Annotated in this window: 20 protein-coding genes; all 20 read left to right on the top strand. The window is 34.3% G+C overall.

The features are described 5' to 3' along the window. The first annotated feature begins 9 nt into the window (after positions 1-9). The 20 genes from ftsA (at position 10) to pyrF (ending at position 24,430) form a co-directional block, all read left to right on the top strand. Positions 10-1,449 (top strand): cell division protein FtsA, encoded by a 1,440-nt coding sequence (ftsA, locus tag MT340_RS08335; protein WP_243603755.1) that lies wholly within the window; start codon positions 10-12, stop codon positions 1,447-1,449. Positions 1,450-1,478: 29 nt separating this feature from the next. Next, positions 1,479-2,660 carry a cell division protein FtsZ gene (ftsZ, locus tag MT340_RS08330; RefSeq protein ID WP_243603754.1) on the top strand — a complete coding sequence of 394 codons (1,182 nt, stop codon included), beginning with the start codon at positions 1,479-1,481 and terminating at the stop codon, positions 2,658-2,660. A gap of 253 nt (positions 2,661-2,913) precedes the next feature. Then, a complete protein-coding gene (gene pgeF, locus MT340_RS08325) occupies positions 2,914-3,708 on the top strand; it encodes a peptidoglycan editing factor PgeF (protein WP_243589544.1) in 795 nt (264 codons plus the stop codon). 144 nt (positions 3,709-3,852) lie between these two features. Continuing rightward, positions 3,853-4,521: a YggS family pyridoxal phosphate-dependent enzyme gene (locus MT340_RS08320; RefSeq protein WP_243589543.1), complete on the top strand. Its 669-nt coding sequence runs from the start codon at positions 3,853-3,855 to the stop codon at positions 4,519-4,521. Positions 4,522-4,532: 11 nt separating this feature from the next. Continuing rightward, positions 4,533-5,117, top strand: coding sequence for a cell division protein SepF (locus tag MT340_RS08315; protein WP_243589542.1), 585 nt, complete (start codon positions 4,533-4,535; stop codon positions 5,115-5,117). Positions 5,118-5,129: 12 nt separating this feature from the next. Beyond that, positions 5,130-5,426: a YggT family protein gene (locus MT340_RS08310; protein ID WP_243589541.1), complete on the top strand. Its 297-nt coding sequence runs from the start codon at positions 5,130-5,132 to the stop codon at positions 5,424-5,426. A 97-nt stretch (positions 5,427-5,523) separates the two neighbouring features. Then, the gene (locus tag MT340_RS08305) at positions 5,524-6,315 is read left to right on the top strand and encodes a YlmH family RNA-binding protein (protein ID WP_243590256.1); all 792 of its coding nucleotides are present in this window, start codon (positions 5,524-5,526) and stop codon (positions 6,313-6,315) included. A gap of 56 nt (positions 6,316-6,371) precedes the next feature. Next, positions 6,372-7,034 carry a DivIVA domain-containing protein gene (locus MT340_RS08300; RefSeq protein WP_243589540.1) on the top strand — a complete coding sequence of 221 codons (663 nt, stop codon included), beginning with the start codon at positions 6,372-6,374 and terminating at the stop codon, positions 7,032-7,034. 227 nt (positions 7,035-7,261) lie between these two features. Beyond that, positions 7,262-10,012, top strand: coding sequence for an isoleucine--tRNA ligase (gene ileS, locus MT340_RS08295; protein ID WP_243589539.1), 2,751 nt, complete (start codon positions 7,262-7,264; stop codon positions 10,010-10,012). A gap of 193 nt (positions 10,013-10,205) precedes the next feature. Next, a complete protein-coding gene (locus MT340_RS08290) occupies positions 10,206-11,729 on the top strand; it encodes an NAD(P)H-binding protein (protein WP_243589538.1) in 1,524 nt (507 codons plus the stop codon). A 440-nt stretch (positions 11,730-12,169) separates the two neighbouring features. After that, a complete protein-coding gene (locus MT340_RS08285; protein ID WP_243589537.1) occupies positions 12,170-12,643 on the top strand; it encodes a CHAP domain-containing protein in 474 nt (157 codons plus the stop codon). A 114-nt stretch (positions 12,644-12,757) separates the two neighbouring features. Then, positions 12,758-13,234 carry a signal peptidase II gene (gene lspA / locus MT340_RS08280; RefSeq protein WP_243589536.1) on the top strand — a complete coding sequence of 159 codons (477 nt, stop codon included), beginning with the start codon at positions 12,758-12,760 and terminating at the stop codon, positions 13,232-13,234. Between the two features lie 11 nt (positions 13,235-13,245). Next, positions 13,246-14,163 (top strand): RluA family pseudouridine synthase, encoded by a 918-nt coding sequence (locus MT340_RS08275; protein WP_243589535.1) that lies wholly within the window; start codon positions 13,246-13,248, stop codon positions 14,161-14,163. Positions 14,164-15,097: 934 nt separating this feature from the next. Further along, entirely contained in the window at positions 15,098-15,625 is a 528-nt protein-coding gene (gene pyrR, locus MT340_RS08270; protein ID WP_243589534.1) for a bifunctional pyr operon transcriptional regulator/uracil phosphoribosyltransferase PyrR, read from the top strand. A 244-nt stretch (positions 15,626-15,869) separates the two neighbouring features. After that, complete coding sequence (locus MT340_RS08265; protein ID WP_243589533.1) at positions 15,870-17,180, top strand: uracil-xanthine permease family protein; 1,311 nt, start codon at positions 15,870-15,872, stop codon at positions 17,178-17,180. A gap of 31 nt (positions 17,181-17,211) precedes the next feature. Beyond that, on the top strand, positions 17,212-18,105 hold the full coding sequence (locus tag MT340_RS08260; protein ID WP_243589532.1) for an aspartate carbamoyltransferase catalytic subunit: 894 nt from the start codon (positions 17,212-17,214) through the stop codon (positions 18,103-18,105). Positions 18,106-18,108: 3 nt separating this feature from the next. Then, a complete protein-coding gene (locus tag MT340_RS08255; RefSeq protein ID WP_243603753.1) occupies positions 18,109-19,383 on the top strand; it encodes a dihydroorotase in 1,275 nt (424 codons plus the stop codon). 1 nt (position 19,384) lies between these two features. Then, a complete protein-coding gene (locus MT340_RS08250; protein ID WP_243589530.1) occupies positions 19,385-20,485 on the top strand; it encodes a carbamoyl phosphate synthase small subunit in 1,101 nt (366 codons plus the stop codon). After that, positions 20,478-23,651, top strand: coding sequence for a carbamoyl-phosphate synthase large subunit (carB, locus tag MT340_RS08245; protein WP_243603752.1), 3,174 nt, complete (start codon positions 20,478-20,480; stop codon positions 23,649-23,651). The genes MT340_RS08250 and carB overlap by 8 nt, the downstream gene beginning before the upstream one ends. Positions 23,652-23,737: 86 nt before the next feature. Then, positions 23,738-24,430 (top strand): orotidine-5'-phosphate decarboxylase, encoded by a 693-nt coding sequence (gene pyrF, locus MT340_RS08240; protein ID WP_243589529.1) that lies wholly within the window; start codon positions 23,738-23,740, stop codon positions 24,428-24,430.

Genomic DNA, 24,430 nt, shown 5'->3' with positions numbered 1-24,430 from the left:
TGCCTATCTATGGAGGAACATTACTATGTAAGCATAGATATTGGTTCATCAAGTGTTAAAACGATAGTAGGCGAAAAATTTCACAATGGAATAAATGTGATAGGTACAGGACAAACCTACACTAGTGGTATTAAGAACGGATTGATTGATGATTTTGATATTGCTAAACAAGCAATTAAAGATACAATTAAAAAAGCTTCTATCGCCTCAGGTGTAGATATAAAAGAAGTTTTCTTAAAGTTACCTATCATTGGAACTGAAGTGTACGATGAAGCAAATGAAATTGATTTTTATGAAGATACTGAAATAAATGGCACACATATTGAAGATGTGTTAGAAGGTATCAGACAAAAAAATGAAGTTCCGGATACAGATGTTATTGATGTTTTCCCAATTCGATTTATTGTAGATGGGGATAATCAAGTTTCTGATCCTAAAGAATTAATCGCTAGACATTCTTTAAGAGTAGAAGCAGGCGTTATTGCAATTCATAAATCTATTTTAATTAATATGATTAAATGTGTTGAATCTTGTGGCGTCGATGTGTTGGATGTTTATTCTGATGCATATAATTATGGTTCTATTCTTACAGCTACCGAAAAAGAACTAGGCGCATGTGTAATTGATATCGGTGAAGATTTAACTCAAATCGCTTTCTATGAGCGTGGTGAGTTAGTTGACGCTGATTCTATTGAACTTGCTGGCCGTGACATCACAGATGATATTGCGGAAGAGTTAAATACTACATATGAAACAGCTGAAAAAGTTAAACATCAATATGGACATGCATTTACTAATTCAGCGTCTGATCAAGATATATTTACTGTAGATCAAGTAGATAGCGATGAATTAGTAGAATATACTCAGAAAGATTTAAGTGCTGTCATTGAAAGAACAGTGCAAGATATCTTTGATGAAGTATTCGATGTTTTGGTTGATTTAGGTTTAACAAAAGTCAACGGTGGTTTCATTGTTACAGGTGGATCATCAAATTTACTAGGTATTAAAGAATTACTTAATACAATGGTAAATGAAAAAATAAGAATCCATACTCCATCTCAAATGGGTATCAGAAAACCTGAATTCACTTCAGCTATTTCTACAATATCTAGTAGTATCGCTTTTGATGAATTATTAGATTATGTTACAATGAATTATCAAGACAATGATGAATTTGAAGAAGAAGTTATCGAAAATGACGACAGAGATAACGCTTCTAAATCTGGCGGTTTTGACTGGTTTAAACGTAAGTCAAACAAAAATGAAGATACTTATGAAGAAGACTACAACGAACCACAAGAACAAGAAAGAGTGGAAAAAGTTGAACATCGTGATAAGTATGATAGCCATGATGAACATCAAGATATAGAGCATCACCGTGATGATCACGAAAGACCTGAAAAAGAAGAAAGTAAATTTAAAAAACTTATGAAATCTCTATTTGAATGATTGGCCATTAAGACTAGGAGGAAATATAAATGTTAGAATTTGAACAAGGATTTAATCATATGGCGACTTTAAAAGTCATCGGTGTAGGTGGCGGTGGTAATAACGCTGTTAACCGCATGATTGACCATGGAATGAATAATGTTGAATTTATTGCAATTAATACAGATGGACAAGCTTTAAATTTATCGAAAGCTGAATCTAAAATCCAAATTGGTGAAAAATTAACACGTGGACTTGGTGCAGGAGCTAACCCAGAAATCGGAAAAAAAGCTGCTGAAGAATCTCGTGAACAAATTGAAGATGCGATTCAAGGTGCAGATATGGTATTCGTAACTGCTGGTATGGGTGGCGGTACTGGTACAGGTGCTGCGCCAGTTGTTGCAAAAATCGCTAAAGAAATGGGCGCTTTAACTGTTGGTGTGGTAACTCGTCCATTTGGTTTCGAAGGTCGTAAGCGTTCTACTCAAGCTGCTGCAGGTGTAGAAGCGATGAAAGCTGCTGTTGATACATTAATCGTTATCCCTAATGATCGCTTATTAGATATCGTAGATAAATCTACACCAATGATGGAAGCGTTTAAAGAAGCAGATAACGTATTACGTCAAGGTGTACAAGGTATCTCTGATTTAATCGCTGTATCAGGTGAAGTAAACTTAGACTTTGCTGACGTTAAAACAATCATGTCTAACCAAGGTTCAGCATTAATGGGTATTGGTGTATCTTCAGGTGAAAACAGAGCTGTTGAAGCTGCTAAAAAAGCTATCTCATCTCCTTTACTTGAAACATCAATCGTTGGTGCACAAGGCGTATTAATGAATATTACTGGTGGAGAATCATTATCACTTTTCGAAGCTCAAGAAGCTGCAGATATCGTTCAAGATGCTGCTGATGAAGATGTAAACATGATCTTCGGTACTGTAATCAATCCTGAATTACAAGATGAGATTGTTGTAACAGTTATTGCTACTGGTTTCGAAGATAAACCAACATCTCAAGGACGTAAAGCTTCAAGTACAGGTTTTGGTTCAAGCGTAAGTGCTACAGGTACTTCAACACAAAGTGCACCTAAAGAAGACTCATTCTCACATAGTGCTTCAAGTTCACGTGCATCTGAAAGTGTAAATGAAAGAAGTCATTCAACTAAAGATGACGATATTCCTAGCTTTATCAGAAATAGAGAAGAAAGACGTTCTAGAAGAACTAGACGTTAATTTTAAATGAGTAGTTTAGAATATTATAAAATGAAGCATAGCTTACATTTTATAAGTTCATTTTTTAAACTATATTGCTAAATTATTTGGAGTAGAACAGAATTCTATAAAGAATTCTATTCTACTCCTTTTCATATACTTTAAAAGAGAGTGAATATTGTTATATAATAAATTTATATTCATATTTAGAGTAAAGATAATATGGCAACTGTTTATAAATAGAAAAATAACTTTTCATAAGGTGGTTTTTTACGTGTCAGAGCAATTTATTAAATATCCTCATTACTTAAATTATGAAGCAGAAGAATTACATAATATTACTTTAGGCTTTACAACGCGTGATGGGGGTTACAGTTTATATCCAGAGCATTCATTTAATATGGCACGTTACATAGATGATAAGCAAGATAATGTTACACGACATCAAGAAATTTTAGCTGAAGCTATTGGATACCCAAGAGATGAATGGGTTTTTCCTATTCAAACTCATGAAGACAAAATTGCACATGTCACTCAACAACATCAAGGTACAAATATTGAGGAACTTAGTGATCAACTCTATGGAATTGATGGTCTTTATTCATATGACTCTCATGTGTTGCTAACGATGTGTTATGCAGATTGTGTGCCCGTTTACTTTTATAGTGAGAAACATCACTTCATAGGATTAGCACATGCTGGATGGAGAGGAACATATAGTCAAATCGCTGTAAAAATGCTAAATCATGTTAATTTTGATTATAAAGATTTAAAGGTGGTTATTGGCCCTTCAACTTCAATGAGTTATGAAATTAATGACGACATTCAATCTAAATTTAAAACTTTACCTATCGATAGCGCTCAATATATTGAAACACGTGATAAAGATCGTCATGGTATTGATTTGAAACGTGCTAATGCCCTTTTACTAGAAGAGAAAGGCGTACCTAAAGATAATATCTATATTACTGATTATGCAACTTCAGAAGATTTATCGATGTTCTTCTCTTATCGAATTGAAAAGGGCCAAACAGGAAGAATGATGGGGTTTATTGGACAAAAATACTAATTGAGTGTGTGATTTAAGACACGTATAAACTTGTCGATAAAACAATGTGATACATGGATTGTTAATACTCTTTTGCCAAAGATAAATGTAAAAGATTATATACAGTCTGATATACTTAGTCTATAACTCGAGGTTGATATTGAAATGGAAGTAAAACAAAATTTAGAAACAATTAAAAAAGAAATTAATGAGCATATTGCCAAAAGTGAAACATCTACTATACCTGACGTGATTGCGGTTACAAAATATGTTACAATAGACCGAGCTAAAGAAGCATATGAAGCAGGTTTACGTCACTTTGGAGAGAACCGTTTAAAAGGATTTCTTGAGAAGAAAGAAGCGTTGCCTGATGATGTTACAATGCATTTCATTGGCTCTTTACAATCAAGAAAAGTTAAAGAAGTTATTAATGATATAGATTATCTTCATGCGTTAGATCGCCTAAGTCTTGCCAAGGAAATTAATAAAAGAGCAGATCATGTTATTTCATGCTTTGTGCAAGTTAATGTTTCAGGTGAGGAAAGTAAACATGGCATTGCTTTAGATGAAGTTAATGACTTTATTCAACAACTCCAACAATATAGTAATATCAAAATTGTTGGTTTAATGACAATGGCACCTTATACAGAAGATAATGACTATATTCGTCAATTATTTAAACAATTAAGATTAAAACGTAATGAAATCAAAAACCTTAAATTAGATTATGCACCGTGTGAGTTTTTATCTATGGGAATGAGTAATGATTATCAAATTGCTGTAGAAGAAGGTGCTTCGTTTATCAGAATAGGGACTAAACTTGTTGGAGAATAGGAGTGAGCCCCATGGCTATTAAAGATTTATTTAATAATTTTTTTCTTATGGAAGATGAAGAAGAAGTAGAAAGTCCTGAAGAACGTCAACAACGCGTCGTTCAAAAGGAAGAAAAACAAAATAACGTACAACAAAATCAAACATCAGAACGTCCACAAACGCAGCAAAATAATCTAAAGACGGTACCTCAAAAGAAAACATCACGAAATTATAACACAGAGGAAAGGAAGAAACGTATGAACAATACGTCTACTAAGTCGAATTCAAAAAATGTTGTGACTATGAACCAATCTGCACAGGAATATTCTGTATATGAAAGTTCGAAAATGTGTTTATTCGAACCTCGTGTTTTCTCAGATACACAAGATATAGCAGATGAGTTGAAAAATCGTCGCGCTACTTTAGTTAATTTACAACGCATTGATAAAGTTTCAGCTAAGCGTATTATTGACTTTTTGAGTGGCACGGTGTATGCAATCGGTGGAGATATTCAACGTGTTGGTACAGATATTTTCCTTTGTACTCCTGATAATGTAGAAGTTGCTGGAAGTATTACTGATCATATCGAACAAATGGAAGCGCATCATTACGAGTAAGGAGAATAGCCTATGGACATTAGCCTAATAGCTAATATATTTAACTTTATACTTGTGCTAGTTCAAATATACTATTTTGGTATGATTATTTATTTCTTTACATCATGGGTGCCAAGTATAAGGGAATCTAAATTTGGCGAAATTTTATCTAAAATTTATGAGCCGTTTTTAGAACCGTTTAGAAAAATTATTCCTCCAATTGGAATGATTGATATTTCATCACTTGTAGCATTATTTGTACTTGTGTTATTCCAATGGGGATTAAAAAGTATTTTTGCTATGATTATAAATTATTTAATAATGAAATAAATTTTTGATGAGGCTAGGACATTTAGTTGTCTTAGCCTCATATCATGTTTAGTCTTAACCTCACAGTTTATATAATAGTAAATTCATTTTCCGAAAAATAAAAAAGGAGGTAACTATAATAGATATTTATCAACACTTTAGAAATGAAGAGCATCCTTTAATCGATCAATTAATAGATAAGTGTGATCAAGTGAATCAACAATATGCGCCTGTGTTAACAAACTTTTTAGATCCAAGAGGACAATATATTCTTAAGGTAGTGGTAGGAAGCTTCGATGATATGCATGTACAATTTTTTGGTGGACCTCATTCCGAGAGAAAAAGAGCCATTATTGCGCCAAGTTACTATGAAGCTACTGAAGAGGATTATGAAATTACATTAATTCAAATTGACTATCCTGAAAAATTTGTCACACTTCAACATCAACATGTATTAGGAACATTAATGTCGCTAGGTATTGAAAGGGAGCAAGTAGGCGATATTTTAGTAGGAGAAACGATACAATTCGTTTTGACAAAACAATTAGAATCATATATTATGACAGAATTGACAAAGATTAAAGGCGCATCAGTTAAACTTAATTCTATTCTATTTAAAGATATGATACAATCAGTAGAGAATTGGAAGAGTCATGGTAGCACAGTTAGCGCGTTAAGATTAGATGTTGTTTTAAAAGAAATGATTCATAAATCGAGAGCAATTGCTAAACAACTTATTGAGAAAAAACGCGTGAAAGTGAATCATACCATTATCGATTCTCCAGATTTCCAAGTACAAATCAATGATTTATTATCCATTCAAGGTTTTGGGCGAGCTCAAATTACCGATGTGGGTGGTCGCACGAAAAAAGATAAAATTCATATTACTTACCAAACATTATTTAAATAACGGTATAAGATTTGGAATAAATGTTTATAAAAAGTCCGATTTGAGGAGGATATAAGATGCCTTTTACACCGAATGAAATTAAAAATAAAGAATTTACAAAAGTAAAAAATGGTTTAGAACCTGCAGAAGTAAGTGATTATTTAACTCAATTAAGCAATGAAATTGAACGTTTAAAAGAAGAAAAAAAACAACTTGAAAAAGTAGTTGAAGAGAGAGATACTAATATTAAATCTTATCAACAAGTTCATCAATCTGTAAGTGATGCTTTAGTTCAAGCACAACAAGCAGGTGAGCAAGTTAAAGTAGCAGCGAATAAAGAAGCTGAAGCTACAATTTCTAAAGCTCAAGCTCAAGCAGATATGATTGTAAATGATGCGATTGAAAAAGCACGTCATTTATCATTCCAAACTGAGGATATGAAACGTCAGTCTAAAGTTTTCCGCTCTCGTTTCCGCATGCTTGTTGAAGCTCAATTAGATTTATTAAAAAATGATGATTGGGATTATTTATTAAATTATGATATAGATGCTGAACAAGTCACTCAAGAAAATTTCCAGCATTTAAATAAACAAGATATTACACCTGAAGAACAACTTAATGCACAAAATCAACAAGCTGAGAATTCAAACACTGATTCATCAGCTTCATCAACAAACACTAGTGAATCTGCTACTTCTACATCAAATGTAAGTAACAGTGAGTCTACATCTACTAAATAATATGATGTGAATTAAGTCAGACACGTAAGAAATAGTTATCTTTTCACAGCGAGCTAGGATATGGTGAGAGCCTAGTAAAAGCATATTTCTTATATCACTGACTTGCGATATTAAAATAAGTAACATGAGAGAACTCTAAGTTGAGTTAATAAGGGTGGTACCGCGGAATTTCCGTCCCTGTTAATTGAACTTAGAGTTCTTTTTTATATTTAAGGAGTGAAACAAATATGAACTATAAAGATACTTTATTAATGCCTAAGACAGATTTTCCAATGCGTGGGGGACTTCCTACTAAAGAACCTCAGATTCAAGAAAAATGGGAAGCTGAAGATCACTATCAAAAAGCGTTAGATAAAAACAAAGGAAACCAAACGTATATTCTTCATGATGGTCCACCATATGCGAATGGTAATCTTCATATGGGACATGCGCTAAATAAAATTATCAAAGATATCATTGTCCGTTACAAAACAATGCAAGGTTTCTATGCACCATATGTTCCAGGTTGGGATACTCATGGTTTACCAATTGAACAAGCGTTAACTAAAAAAGGTGTAGACCGTAAAAAAATGTCAATCGCAGAATTCAGAGAAAAATGTAAAGAATTTGCGTTAGAACAAGTTGAATTACAAAAGCAAGACTTTAAACGTTTGGGTGTTCGTGGAGATTTTAATAATCCTTATATCACGTTAAGACCTGAATATGAAGCAGCTCAAATTCGTTTGTTCGGTGAAATGGCTGATAAAGGACTTATTTATAAAGGTAAAAAGCCTGTATACTGGTCACCATCAAGTGAATCTTCATTAGCAGAAGCTGAAATTGAATACCATGATAAACGTTCAGCATCAATCTATGTAGCATTTGATGTCAAAGATTCAAAAGGTGTAGTGGATGAAGATGCTCAATTTATCATTTGGACAACTACTCCATGGACTATTCCATCAAATGTAGCTATTACAGTTCATCCAGAACTTAAATATGGTCAATACAATGTGAATGGTAAAAAATATATCATTGCTCAAGCTTTAGCTGAGTCAGTTTCAGAAGCTTTAGGATGGGATAAGAATGCTATTCAATTAGAAAAAGAATTCACTGGTAAAGAATTAGAATATGTTGAAGCACAACATCCGTTCTTAGACCGCGTATCACTAGTAATTAACGGCGAGCACGTTACAACTGATGCAGGTACTGGTTGTGTTCATACGGCTCCTGGACACGGGGAAGATGACTATGTTGTAGGTCAAAAATATGACTTACCAGTAATCAGTCCTTTAAATGATAAAGGTGTCTTCACTGAAGAAGGTGGCCAATTTGAAGGTATGTTCTATGATAAAGCGAATAAAGCAGTTACAGATTTATTAACTGAAAAAGAAGCTTTATTAAAATTAGACTTCATTACACATAGTTACCCACATGACTGGCGTACTAAAAAACCTGTTATTTTCCGCGCTACACCACAATGGTTCGCATCAATTAGTAAAGTAAGACAAGATATTTTAGATGCGATTGAAGATACAGAGTTTAAAGTAGACTGGGGTAAAACACGTATCTATAACATGATTCGTGACCGTGGCGAATGGGTTATCTCTCGTCAACGTGTATGGGGTGTACCATTACCAGTATTTTATGCTGAGAATGGCGACATCATTATGACTAAAGAAACAGTTAATCATGTAGCAGATCTTTTCGCTGAACATGGTTCAAATGTTTGGTTCGAAAGAGAAGCTAAAGATTTATTACCAGAAGGATTTACTCACCCAGGAAGTCCAAATGGTGAATTTACTAAAGAAACAGACATTATGGACGTATGGTTTGACTCTGGTTCTTCTCACAGAGGCGTATTAGAAAATCGTCCAGAATTAAGTTTCCCAGCTGATTTATACTTTGAAGGTAGTGACCAGTATCGCGGTTGGTTTAACTCATCAATCACAACTGCAGTTGCTACAAGAGGTCAAGCACCATATAAATTCTTATTATCTCACGGTTTCGTAATGGACGGAGAAGGTAAGAAAATGAGTAAATCACTTGGTAACGTTATTGTGCCAGACCAAGTAGTAAAACAAAAAGGTGCCGACATTGCACGTCTATGGGTAAGCAGTACTGACTATTTAGCTGACGTACGTATCTCAGACGAAATTTTAAAACAAACTTCTGATGTATATCGTAAAATCAGAAACACATTGAGATTTATGTTAGGTAACATTAATGATTTCAATCCTGATACAGATGCTGTACCTGAAGCGGAATTATTAGAAATAGATCGTTACTTATTAAATCGTTTACGTGAATTTACAGCTAGCACTATTAATCATTACGATAACTTCGATTACTTAAATATTTATCAAGAAGTTCAAAACTTCATTAACGTTGAATTAAGTAATTTCTATTTAGATTATGGTAAAGATATTCTTTACATTGAAGAGAAAAATGCGCATAAACGTCGTAGCATGCAAACAGTACTATATCAAATCTTAGTTGATATGACTAAATTATTAGCACCAATCTTAGTTCATACTGCTGAAGAAGTATGGTCTCATACACCACATGTTAAAGAAGAAAGCGTACATTTAGCTAATATGCCTGAAGTAGTCGATGTTGACCAAGCATTATTAGATAAATGGAACCAATTTATGGCATTACGTGATGACGTGAACCGTGCGCTAGAAGTGGCTCGTAATAATAAAGTCATCGGTAAATCATTAGAAGCTAAAGTATTCATCGGTAATAACGATAACTTTAAAGCAGCTGATTTCTTACAACAATTTGCTGATTTACAACAATTATTTATCGTTTCACAAGTTGAAGTTGCTGATTCAATTGAAAATGCAGACTCATATCAACACGGTGATGTACGCATTGAACATGCTGAAGGTGAAAAATGTGATAGATGTTGGAATTATAGTGAAGAATTAGGTTCAGTAGGTGAACTTGAACACTTATGTCCACGCTGCCAAGAAGTCGTTAAAACATTAGTTTAATATTTCAGACTGTCGACAAGGTCTCTGACTTTGTCGACAGTTTTTTTAACGCATACTTATTCAAGATACAGTTTCATTAAATTAAGTTTTTGTGCAATGTTTGATTTTAGTTTGAAAGACTAATATTTCTTATAAATAGTCTTAAACACTTTCGTATAAATATTTTTGAGTAAAAATGTCAAGGAGTGGCATCATGGGTAAAGTATTGTTAACAGGGGATTTGGGGTATATTGGGGGTCACTTAAAAGGACAATTAAAAGAAAAACATGAAATTATAGCAATTTCGCGACATGGAGATATTAAAGAAGATGAACAGAACGTAACTTGGAAAGTAGCAGATTTATTTGATTTAGATGAAATTACAGAAGTTATGGAAGGTATTGATATTGCGGTATATCTAGTACACTCTATGAGGTCAAGTGCGAAATTAACTCAAGCTAATTTTGAAGATATGGATGCATTACTTGCAGATAACTTTGCACGTGCCGCTAAAGCACAAGGTGTAAAACATATTGTTTTCATGAATGATATTATTCCTAATGAAAATAATATATCATCTCATTTACGTAGTCGTTCAGAATGTGAAAAAATTCTTGGTTCATATGGTATTCCAGTAAGTACATTACGTGCTGGTTTAATTATTGATTCTAAAGGTAGTTCCTATCCTATTTTAAAAAGATTAGTTGATCGTTTACCAGCAATGCTTCTTCCTAGTTGGGCCTACAATATGATTGCACCAGTAGCAATCGAAGATGTTATTGATAAATTAGTAGCATTAGTAGACCGTGCACCGGATGAAAATGAAACATTTGATATTACGGGACCAGGAGTAATGAACTATAAAGAATTAATTAAGCGCACAGCTAACGTATTAGATAAACGCTTACCTATACTAGATTTACCTATCATTCCTGTTTGGGTGAGTCGTTATTGGGTACAGTTAATATCACAAGTACCAAAAGAAATGGTCTATCCTTTAATGAATAACTTAGTTCACGATATGATTCCACCACCTCATCGTATTCATCCAGAACTTTCACTTGGCAATATTGATTACGAAGATAGTATAAAAAAAGCTTTAAAAGAAGAAGAAAAGCATGGACAAGTGAAAAAAAGTAAGGAATCTAAATCTAAGCGTTCTAATGAGAAAAATAAAAAAGAAGAAATTAAAGATGTTCGTGCTATTACAAGAATTAAAATACCTGAAAGTTATTCAATACGTGATGTAGCACAAGAATATGCAAAATTTATTAATGATATTACATTACACTTGGTTAGTGGCAATATTAATGAATATGAATTCAATATTCGTTTACCGCTAATTAATAAATTCCTTTTGAAAATGGAGAGAGATGAACACGACGCTACAAAAGAAATGATTGTATATAGAATCGTGGGTGGCGATCTTGCATTAGCTAGAGATGATGGTAATGCTAGGTTTGAATTTAGACGTATTTTAGATACGAATGAAGGTTTAATCGCACTTCAAGAATACGAACCAACTTTACCATGGACGATTTATAAATTTACACAAGCGAATGCTCATAAAGCTGTAATGGATGTTTTCATGAAACATATGGATTATTTAGCAGCATCAGAAGAAGAAAAACAACTGTCATCTCAAAAAGAAAAATTTGCAAGTAATTTAGTTATGACAACAGGCGCTATTGTGGGCGCATATGTAGGCGCAAAAATTTATAATAGTTTTAAAAAATAATATAAGTATTACTGATAGCTCAATTCACTGATTAAATTGATTCAGTGAATTGGCCTTTTTTTATAAATAATTTGAAAATAGTAAGCTAATAAATTGCAAACTATATAGAGTACTGGTAAAATATTTAGTATTTTATAGTAAATTTAAACTAATTATTTTACGTAAGTGATTTTTGCAATACGTAAGTAGAAGATGATTTTATAGAATAGTTTGGTTTAGAACGAATAGCTTCTTTAGATAATTTCTCTCTTTTATTAGGTTCTGCCCAATGTTACCCTCGTTCAATTCACTCATAATTATTTAGTTTAAAATTGATGAGAATCACTCTACTTACTGTTTAATACTTATAAATATCTATTATCCCAAATCCCTTATTTAACTATTAAAGAACTTAATGATTTCTTATTTCGATTTAATTTATATAGAAGTAGTGTGATAAAATGAAAAAACTTTTATTAATAATAATAGTTGGAAGTGCACTTTTTACAGGTGGTGCGCTTTATGATGGTGTAGATAATCAGGATATGACAGAACCGACCATACATTTTTGGCAAAGCAATCCCATGAAGTTTAACACGTATGTTAAAGGACAATGTACTTATTATGCTTTCGATCGTATTCGTCAAGACGGTAAAAAGATTAACAATGAATGGGGAGATGCTAAAGATTGGGCATCAAACGCTAAAGATGAAGGTTATAAAGTTGATGAAAATCCAAAAGTTGGTTCAATATTACAAACCTCTGAAGGCGACCATGGTCATGTGGCTTATGTAGAAAAAGTAAATGACAATGGTTCACTCATAGTGTCAGATATGAACTATAAAAAGCCTTACGAAGTGACAACAAGACATATACTAACTTATGAAGTGAAAGAGTATAATTACATTCATCCTAAAAATAATGCTAAAGCGTAATAGATGATAAAATTTAAATAGATTGAGATTGAAACTGTAGCTTTTTTTATAAAGTCTATTAAGCTATAATGTAGAGTGTTGTCAAAGCATTGAGGTGTGAATGGAGGCACGTGAATGAAAAAGAAATATTATATTGGTATTTCACTTATAATAGCAATCGCTATTTTAGCGATTGACCAAATAACGAAACGCATAATCGCGACGACGATGAATATTGGAGATTCATATGAAGTAATTCCTAATTTCTTAAATATAACGTCACACAGAAACAATGGTGCAGCATGGGGAATTTTAAGTGGTAAGATGGTATTCTTTTACATTATCACGATTATTATTTTAGTGGTGCTCGTATTATTTTATATTAAAGAAGCAAAGCATAATTTATTTATGCAAGTAGCGATTAGTTTATTATTTGCTGGCGCATTAGGTAACTTTATTGATCGTTTATTTAATGGTGAGGTAGTAGACTTTATTGATACGAATATTTTTGGATATGATTTTCCAATATTTAATATAGCAGATTCAAGTTTAACTATAGGCGTAATATTAGTCATCATTGCTTTAATTAAAGATGCGACATCAAAAGGATAGGAGGTTATAACTTGGAAACATATGAGTATAAGATAGATAGTGAAGAACTTGTTGGGCAACGAATTGATAAATTACTTTCTGAGTTCAATGGAGAATGGTCTAGAAGTCAAATTCAAGATTGGATTAAAGAAGGACTTGTGACAGTTAATGGCAAAGTCATTAAATCAAATTATAAAGTTAAAATGAATGATGACATAGTTGTGACTGAAAAAGAAGTCGTTGAAGCGGATATACAACCTGAGAATTTAAACTTAGATATCTATTATGAAGATGAAGATGTAGCTATTGTATATAAACCTAAAGGCATGGTAGTTCATCCGTCACCAGGTCATTATACAGGTACTTTAGTTAATGGATTAATGTATCAAATCAAAGATTTATCAGGTATTAATGGAGAAATTCGTCCCGGTATTGTGCACCGTATCGATAAAGATACGTCAGGTTTATTAATGGTTGCTAAAAATGATATTGCCCATCGTGGACTAGTGGAACAACTTATGGATAAAACAGTTAAACGTAAATATACAGCGTTAGTTCATGGTAATATTCCACATGATTATGGTACGATTGATGCACCTATTGGACGTAATGAAAAAGATCGTCAATCTATGGATGTAGTCGATAATGGTAAAGATGCTGTAACACATTTTAATGTATTAGAGCATTTTAATGATTACACATTAATTGAATGTCAGTTAGAAACAGGACGTACGCACCAAATCCGTGTGCATATGAAATATATAGGTTTCCCATTAGTTGGCGACCCTAAATATGGTCCTAGAAAAACACTTGACATCGGTGGTCAAGCATTACATGCAGGTGTCATTGGTTTCGAACATCCTGTGACACATGAATACATTGAACGCCAAGCTGACTTACCACAAGAATTTAAAGATTTATTAGAAGAAATTCGTTTAAGAGAAGCATAATATAGAAGAAACTAGGATATACAGTTCTTGAATAAGTACAAGAGACAATTTCTATTGCAATAATATAGAAATTGTCTCTTTTTAATTATTATGATTTTATTTCGCTTGTGAGGTTATTGTATATTTATATGGATGTTAACAAACATAAGTAGTTCTGAGATAGATAACGAAGCGTAGTTATGAGACGCCTATGTTGATTATTAATGAACCTAAGTGCTAAAGCGCTTAGGTAAGGAATTCTAGAGATGAACTACGAGTGCTGTTGCGCAACTTTTGGCGTTTTTTTATATTGAACACAAGTGCAAGTGCACTTGTGTAAGGCGTTCTAAGATAGATAACGAAACGTAGTTGCGTAGACTCCTATGCTAATTATTAATGAACCTAAGTGCTGAGGCACGTAGGTAAGTAGTTCTAAAATGGATGATGGAGCGTAGTTGAGCGACGCCTGAGGGAGCAGGATGAGTGTCGAGACCAAGGCCTCGACCCAGCCCCCTAGGCAAGCGTCTCAACTTAAGTGAAATGCTAATCCATTTAAGAACTGCTTTAGAAGACTACAGGCTGAGACGGCACCCCTGGAAAGCTTAGCAACTTAAGTGAGTGAATCTCTATCTAAGAACTATGTATTTAAAATTTTTTCAGTTTAAGAATGTATCTTTTTTAAAAATTGCATTGACTTATTTTCAAAAAAGCATTAAGCTAATAACAGTTCAAATAAGAAAACGTTATGTCTTTAAGTGAAAGTCCAGAGAGGCTTCAAAGACAGAGAGAATAATTATATACTAAATTAAAACATAGCATCGATATTAGGTCGATATGTTTTATTAAGTGAAACTTTTAATATGTAATCGCATAAGCATTACATATTTGTATATAAATAAACCCTCGTGTCTTTGATTAAAGGCATGAGGGTTTTTATATTTTAAGAGGTGAGATAATGTCAGAACGTATCATTATGGATGATGCTGCAATTCAAAGAACAGTCACACGCATTGCGCACGAAATTCTTGAATACAACAAAGGTACTGAAAATCTTGTATTACTCGGAATTAAAACAAGAGGCGAATTCTTAGCACGACGCATTCAAAATAAAATTAACCAAATTGAGCAAAAAAGTGTTCCAACCGGTACGATTGACATTACGCATTTCAGAGATGATATCGAAATCACAAATAAACAAATTACTAAAGAAGCTATCGATATTGATGCTGATATCACAGATAAAGTTGTCATCATTATCGACGATGTCCTTTATACTGGACGTACAGTCAGAGCTTCATTAGATGCAATACTATTACATTCTCGACCAAATAAGATTGGCTTAGCGGCACTCGTTGATCGAGGGCATCGTGAATTGCCAATTAGAGCAGATTTTGTTGGAAAGAATATTCCAACTGCTAAAAATGAAGCCGTTTCAGTTTATTTAGATGAAAAGGATTCACGTAATGCAGTAGTAATTGAATAAGGACCTTTTAAATCAGTACGAGAGACTGAAAAAGGTGAAGTATTTAATGGTGAGCATGTAAATCGATAATATAAAATAATCAATTAAATTATCATAATACTCACTGCAATTAAATACTTTATCACGTACTTAATAGATAAATTACGTTACATTCCACATTATCTATTAACACGAGTACAAATTTTTTAGTCTCTTTACATCCACAATGTAAAGAGACTTTTTTTATAGAAAGGAAGAAAAAAAGATGGAAAATGATCAAATGTTTGAACGCACCGTCAAACCGGTGTTAGATGTGAAAGATAAACCGAAACCTACGCAGTGGGCATTACTTAGTTTGCAACATTTATTTGCCATGTTCGGCTCAACAGTATTAGTACCGTTCCTAACAGGTTTGCCAATCTCGGCAGCATTGCTAGCTTCAGGAATAGGAACGTTACTTTACATCTTAATAACAAAAGCGAAAATTCCAGCGTATCTTGGTTCAAGCTTTGCATTTATTACGCCTATCATCACTGGATTAAGTACACATAGCTTAGGTGATATGTTAGTCGCTTTATTCGCTAGTGGTGTGATGTACATTATCATTGGTATTTTAATCAAAATCAGTGGCACAGGGTGGTTAATGCATCTGTTACCACCAGTAGTAGTTGGACCAGTCATCATGGTTATTGGCTTGAGTTTAGCACCTACAGCAGTAAACATGGCGATATTTGAAAACTCAGGTGAGATGAAAGGTTACAACTTAAGCTACTTAGTCGTTGCCTTAATCACATTATTAGTAACGATTATCGTACAAGGTTTCTTTAAAGGTTTCTTATCACTTATCCCAGTGCTTATCGGTATTATAGTAGGTTACATTGTAGCTATCTTCATGGGAATTGTTAATTTCGCACCTATCGCAAAAGCAAGCTGGATTGATTTCCCACACATCTACTTACCGTTTAAAGATTATGTTCCATCTATACACATAGGATTAATCTTGGTAATGTTACCCATCGTGTTTGTAACAGTAAGTGAACACATTGGGCACCAAATGGTTATTAACAAAATCGTAGGACGTAACTTCTTTGAAGATCCAGGTCTACATCGCTCAATCATTGGTGATGGTGTCTCAACAATGTTCGCAAGTATCATTGGTGGACCACCAAGTACAACATATGGTGAGAACATCGGCGTGTTAGCCATCACAAGAATTTACAGTATTTATGTCATTGGAGGCGCAGCAGTCATTGCGATTGTGCTTTCATTTATCGGTAAATTCTCAGCTCTTGTTTCATCAATACCTACACCAGTCATGGGTGGCGTTTCCATCTTACTCTTCGGTATTATTGCTGCAAGTGGTTTAAGAATGTTAGTTGAAAGTAACATTGATTTCTCAAGCAACCGTAACTTAGTTATCGCGTCAGTTGTCTTAGTAGTTGGTATTGGTAACTTACTTATCAACTTAAAAGGACTTGGCATAAATCTTCAAATTGAAGGTATGGCGTTAGCAGCACTTTCAGGTATTATCTTAAATTTAATTTTGCCAAAAGAAAAAGAAGAACCAAAACACTAATTTAAATAGATTATTTATCAGGAGGCGCTTTATGAAAAACTTATTATCTATGGAACACTTATCAAACGAGGACATTTACGATTTAATTCAAACAGCTATCGATTATAAATCAGGCGAACAAGCATTACCACAATACGAAGGTCAATTTGTTTCAAACTTATTCTTTGAAAATTCTACACGTACAAAATGTAGCTTCGAAGTTGCAGAACAAAAACTTGGCTTGAAAGAAGTGAACTTTGAAACAAGTACTTCTTCTGTACAAAAAGGTGAATCACTTTACGATACATGTAAAACGTTAGAAAGCATTGGCGTGGACTTATTAGTTATTAGACATTCACAAAATGCATATTACGAAGAATTAGAGAACCTTAACATTCCGATTGCGAACGCGGGTGACGGAAGTGGTCAGCACCCTACACAAAGCTTATTAGACATCATGACAATTTATGAAGAATATGGTTCGTTTGAAGGTTTAAATGTATTAATTTGTGGTGACATTAAAAACTCACGTGTAGCTAGAAGTAATTACACTAGCTTAACAGCACTAGGTGCAGAAGTGATGTTCTCTAGTCCAGATGAGTGGGTGGATGACACACTCGATGCGCCATATGTTCAAATTGATGATGTGATTGATCAAGTAGATATAGTAATGTTATTACGTGTACAACATGAAAGACACGGTATAACAGGTGAAGCGAATTTTGAAGCAAATGAATACCATGAGAAATATGGTTTAACTACTGAACGTTATGACAAATTAAAAGATAATGCGATTGTAATGCATCCAGCACCAGTTAACAGAGGTGTAGAAATTGACTCAGAATTAGTTGAAGCACCTAAAGCACGTATCTTTAAACAAATGACTAACGGCATGTATTTAAGAATGGCAGTTATCAATAAACTATTATCAGGAAAAGGGGAGTAAACAATGAAATTAATCAAAAACGCTCAAATTTTAGATAACGGTGAACTGAAACAAGTCTCAATATTAATTGATGGGCAACGCATCAAAGAAATTAGTAACTCAATTCATGAAAAAGACGATGTTGAAGTAATTGATGCACAAGGCCAATTTGTGGCACCTGGATTTGTAGATGTACATGTACACTTACGTGAACCAGGCGGTGAACATAAAGAAACAATTGAAACAGGTACGAAAGCGGCAGCTCGTGGTGGTTTCACAACAGTGTGTCCAATGCCTAATACGCGTCCTGTACCAGATTCAGTTGAAAATATGGGGCGTTTAAATGAACTTATTAAAGAAAATGCTCAAGTACGTGTATTACCATACGCTTCAATTACAGTTCGTGAAGCAGGTAAAGAACATGTAGATTTTGAAGCTTTAGCTAAAGAGGGCGCTTTTGCTTTCACTGATGATGGTGTAGGCGTGCAAGAAGCCGCTATGATGTATGAAGCAATGCAACAAGCTGCTAAAGTAAATAAAGCTGTAGTCGCACACTGTGAAGATAACAGTTTAATCTACGGTGGTGCGATGCATCAAGGTAAACGTAGTGAAGAATTAGGCATTCCCGGTATCCCTAATATTTGTGAAGCAGTACAAATTGCTAGAGACGTATTATTAGCAGAAGCTGCAGATTGTCATTACCATGTATGTCACGTTTCTACTAAAGAAAGTGTTAGAGCAATCCGTGATGCTAAAGCAGCAGGCATTCATGTGACTGCAGAAGTAACACCACATCACTTATTATTAACAGAAGATGATGTGCCAGGGGATGACGCCATTTTCAAAATGAATCCACCTTTAAGAAGTAAAGAAGACAGAGAAGCGTTATTAGAAGGGTTATTAGATGGTACGATCGATTGTATCGCAACAGACCATGCGCCTCATGCTAAAGAGGAGAAAGCACAACCGATGACGAAAGCGCCATTCGGTATTGTGGGTAGTGAAACAGCATTCCCATTATTATACACACACTTTGTGAAAAATGGAGACTGGACACTTCAACAATTAGTGGATTATTTAACAATTAAACCTGCTGAAACATTTGATTTACCATATGGCAGATTAGAAGAAGGAAGCTTTGCTGACTTAACAATCATTAACTTAGATGAGGAACGTGAAATCAGAGGCGAAGATTTCTTATCTAAAGCGGACAATACACCATTCATTGGATACAAAGTATACGGTAATCCAGTATTAACAATGGTTGAAGGCGAAGTTAAATTTAAGGAGGATAAGTAAGATGCTTGAACGACGTTATCTTGTATTAGAAGATGGGACATTTTATGAAGGCTATAAATTAGGATCAGATGAATTATCTATCGGTGAAATTGTGTTCAACACTGCAATGACAGGTTACCAAGAAACAATTTCTGACCCATCTTATACTGGTCAAATCGTGACCTTTACCTACCCATTAATTGGAAATTACGGGATTAATAGAGATGATTTCGAATCATTAACACCTACATTAAATGGTGTAGTAGTGAAAGAAGCAAGTACACATCCAAGTAATTTTAGAAAACAAAAAACATTACACGAAGTACTTGAACAATACAAGATTCCAGGAATTTCAGGCGTTGATACACGCAGTATTACACGTAAAATCAGACAACATGGTGTATTAAAAGCTGGATTCACTGATAATAAAGAAGAAATTGAACAACTAATTGAAAACTTAAAAACTGCAGAGTTACCTCGCGATGAAGTGACTACAGTTTCAACTAAAACACCATATGTTTCAACAGGTTCAGACTTAAGCGTTGTATTATTAGACTTTGGTAAGAAACAAAACATTGTGCGTGAATTAAATTCAAGAGGCTGTAACGTAACAGTTGTACCATACGATACATCAGCAGAAGAAATCTTAGCGATGTCACCAGATGGTGTAATGTTATCAAACGGCCCTGGGGATCCAGATGAAGTAGATGTGGCATTAGATATGATTAAAGGCATCTTAGGTAAAATTCCATTCTTCGGTATTTGCTTAGGACATCAATTATTCGCATTATCTCAAGGTGCTACATCATTCAAGATGAAATTTGGTCACCGTGGTGCGAACCATCCGGTTAAAGACTTACGTACAGGTAAAGTAGATATTACTAGCCAAAACCATGGTTATGCGATTGATAAAGACTCATTAGCAAATACAGATTTAGAAGTTACACATATCGCATTAAATGACGGCACAGTAGAAGGTTTAAGACATAAAACATTACCTGCGTTCTCAGTACAATATCACCCTGAAGCAAGACCAGGCCCAAGTGATTCAAATTATTTATTCGATGAATTTATGACGATGATGAAAGAATTTAAAGAAAAGGAGCATACAGTAAATGCCTAAACGTGACGATATTCAAACCATTCTAGTAATTGGATCAGGTCCAATCATAATAGGACAAGCTGCAGAATTTGATTATGCAGGTACACAAGCGTGTTTAGCGCTTAAAGAAGAAGGATACCGTGTTATCTTAGTTAACTCGAATCCTGCAACAATTATGACAGATAAAGAAATTGCAGATAAAGTTTATATCGAACCGTTAACACATGATTTTATTGCTCGTATTATCCGTAAAGAACAACCTGATGCATTACTACCAACACTAGGTGGTCAAACTGGTTTAAACATGGCGATTCAATTACATGATAGCGGTGTATTAGAAGCAAATAATGTAAAACTATTAGGTACTGAACTTGAATCAATTCAACAAGCAGAAGACAGAGAATTGTTTAGATCATTAATGAATGACTTAGATGTTCCTGTACCTGAAAGTGATATCGTAAATACGGTAGAACAAGCTTTTGCTTTCAAAGAACAAGTAGGTTATCCGTTAATTGTACGCCCAGCATTCACTATGGGTGGTACTGGTGGCGGTATTTGTCACAATGATGAAGAGTTAAAAGAAGTAGTAAGTAATGGTTTACATTATAGCCCTGCTACACAATGTTTAATTGAAAAATCAATCGCAGGTTATAAAGAAATCGAATATGAAGTAATGCGTGATAAAAATGATAATGCGATTGTAGTATGTAATATGGAAAACATTGATCCAGTCGGTATCCATACTGGTGACTCAATCGTAGTGGCACCAAGCCAAACGCTATCTGATGTTGAATATCAAATGCTACGTGATGTATCACTTAAAGTCATCAGAGCTTTAGGAATTGAAGGTGGATGTAACGTTCAATTAGCTTTAGATCCACACTCTTTAAATTACTACATTATCGAAGTAAACCCACGTGTATCACGTTCATCTGCCCTTGCGTCTAAAGCAACTGGTTATCCTATCGCTAAACTAGCGGCTAAAATCGCAGTAGGATTAACGTTAGATGAAATGTTAAATCCAGTAACTGGCACATCTTATGCTGCCTTCGAACCAACGTTAGACTACGTTATTTCTAAGATTCCTCGTTTCCCATTTGATAAATTTGAAAAAGGTGAACGAGAACTGGGTACGCAAATGAAAGCCACTGGTGAAGTTATGGCTATTGGACGTACATATGAAGAATCGTTATTGAAAGCCATCCGTTCATTAGAATATGGAGTACATCATTTAGGCTTACCAAATGGTGAAAGTTTCGACTTAGACTATATTAAAGAACGTATTGGTCATCAAGATGATGAACGCTTATTCTTCATCGGTGAAGCCATTCGTCGTGGTACAACATTAGAAGAAATTCATAACATGACTCAAATCGATTATTTCTTCTTAAATAAATTCCAAAATATCATTAACATTGAACATGAATTAAAAGAACATCCTGGTGATTTAGAATATCTTAAATATGCTAAAGACTATGGCTTCAGTGATAAAGTTATCGCTCACCGCTTTGGCATGACAGAAGAAGAAGTATATCAATTACGCCAAGATAACAATATCAAGCCAGTATATAAAATGGTAGATACATGTGCAGCAGAATTCGAATCTACTACACCATATTATTACGGTACGTATGAAACTGAAAATGAATCAATTGTTACAGATAAAGAAAAAATCTTAGTACTTGGTTCAGGTCCAATCCGTATTGGTCAAGGGGTAGAATTTGACTATGCTACTGTACACGCTGTATGGGCTATCCAAAATGCTGGATATGAAGCAATTATCGTGAATAATAACCCTGAAACAGTTTCAACAGACTTTTCAATTTCAGATAAATTATACTTTGAACCATTAACTGAAGAAGATGTAATGAACATCATTAACTTAGAACAACCTAAAGGTGTGGTTGTGCAATTCGGTGGTCAAACAGCAATCAACTTAGCAGATAAGTTAGCGAAACATGGTGTTCAAATCTTAGGTACGACACTAGAAGACTTAAACCGTGCAGAAGATAGAAAAGAGTTCGAAGCATTATTACGTAAGATCGATGTGCCACAACCTAAAGGTAAGACAGCAACTTCTCCTAAGGAAGCGCTTGAAAATGCCCGTGAAATTGGCTATCCAGTTGTAGTTCGCCCATCGTATGTTTTAGGTGGACGTGCAATGGAAATCGTAAATAGCGATACTGAATTAGAAAACTATATGGAACAAGCGGTTAAAGCGAGTCCAGAACATCCTGTATTAGTGGATAGATATTTAACAGGTAAAGAAATCGAAGTAGACGCGATTTCAGACGGTGAAACAGTTATCATCCCTGGTATCATGGAACATATCGAACGCGCAGGTGTGCATAGTGGTGACTCAATCGCAGTGTATCCACCACAAACATTAAGCCAAGAAGATATCGATACGCTAGAAGATTACACTATCAAATTGGCTAAAGGTTTAAATATCGTTGGTTTAATCAATATCCAATTCGTTATCGCACATGATGGTGTTTACGTATTAGAAGTGAATCCACGTGCCAGCCGTACAGTGCCATTCTTAAGTAAAATCACTGATATTCAAATGGCGCAATTAGCAATGCAAGCGATTATGGGTACTAAGTTGAAAGACTTAGGTTATAAACAAGGTGTACAACCATACTCAGAAGGTGTATATGTTAAAGCACCAGTATTCAGCTTTAATAAGTTGAAAAATGTAGACGTAACGCTTGGACCTGAAATGAAATCTACCGGTGAAGTTATGGGTAAAGACATGACATTAGAAAAAGCATTATATAAAGGCTTAACGGGTAGTGGCGTTGAAGTTAAAGATCACGGTACTGTATTAATGACAGTTAGTGATAAAGATAAAGAAGAAATCGTAAAAATAGCACATCGCTTAAATGAAGTAGGCTATAAAATCTTAGCAACAGAAGGTACAGCTGAAAAATTAAAAGAACATCACATCCCAGTTGAAGTCGTAGGTAAAATCGGTGGAGAAGATGATTTACTAACACGTATTCAAAACGGAGAAGTACAAATTGTGATTAATACAATGACAAAAGGTAAAGAAGTAGAAAGAGATGGTTTCCAAATCCGTCGTACTACTGTAGAAAACGGTGTACCTTGCTTAACTTCATTAGATACAGCAAGCGCATTAACAAATGTTATTGAAAGCATGACATTCACAATGAGAAATATGTAAATAATCAATAAGATAAGAGCGACAGAGTAGAATAAGTCATTGAGCTTACACTGCTCTCGTCGTTCATTTTCAAAAGGAGCTTTTAAATGAAAGATTTACCAATTATCGCTTTAGATTTCGAATCTGCAGATAAAGTAAACACATTTCTTGATCAATTTGATGAACCACTGTTTGTGAAGATTGGTATGGAATTATTTTACCAAGCAGGGCCAGATTTAATTAAAACGATTAAGTCACGTGGACATGATATCTTTCTAGACCTTAAATTGCACGATATTCCTAATACAGTGGAAAAAGCAATGGAAGGCTTAGGTAAACTTGATGTAGATTTAGTTAATGTGCATGCTGCTGGGGGTACACAAATGATGGAAGCAGCTGTACGCGGTTTACGTAAATATAGTAAAGGTACAAAGATTATAGCGGTAACTCAATTAACTTCTACTACTGAAGAAATGTTGCATAATGAACAAAATATTCAAACGACAATTGAAGAAGCCGTATTGAATTATGCGAAATTAACACAGAAAGCTGGACTCGACGGTGTGGTATGTTCACCACTAGAAGCGGAATTATTAACAAATGAGTTAGGTTCAGACTTTTTAAAAGTAACACCAGGGATCAGACCACAAGGGGCAGCGGTTAATGATCAAAAGAGGATTACTACACCAGAAGATGCTAAACAATTAGGGGCAACACATATTGTAGTTGGACGTCCAATTACGCAAAGTCAAAATCCAGTAGAAAGTTATAAAAATATTAAAGAAAGTTGGTTAGGTTAA

This window comes from Staphylococcus sp. NRL 16/872 (assembly GCF_022815905.2).
In the GTDB taxonomy this organism is placed as follows: Bacteria; Bacillota; Bacilli; order Staphylococcales; family Staphylococcaceae; genus Staphylococcus.
The sequence above is the reverse complement of the archived record's forward strand: the minus strand, read 5'-3'. Positions and strand labels throughout refer to the sequence as shown.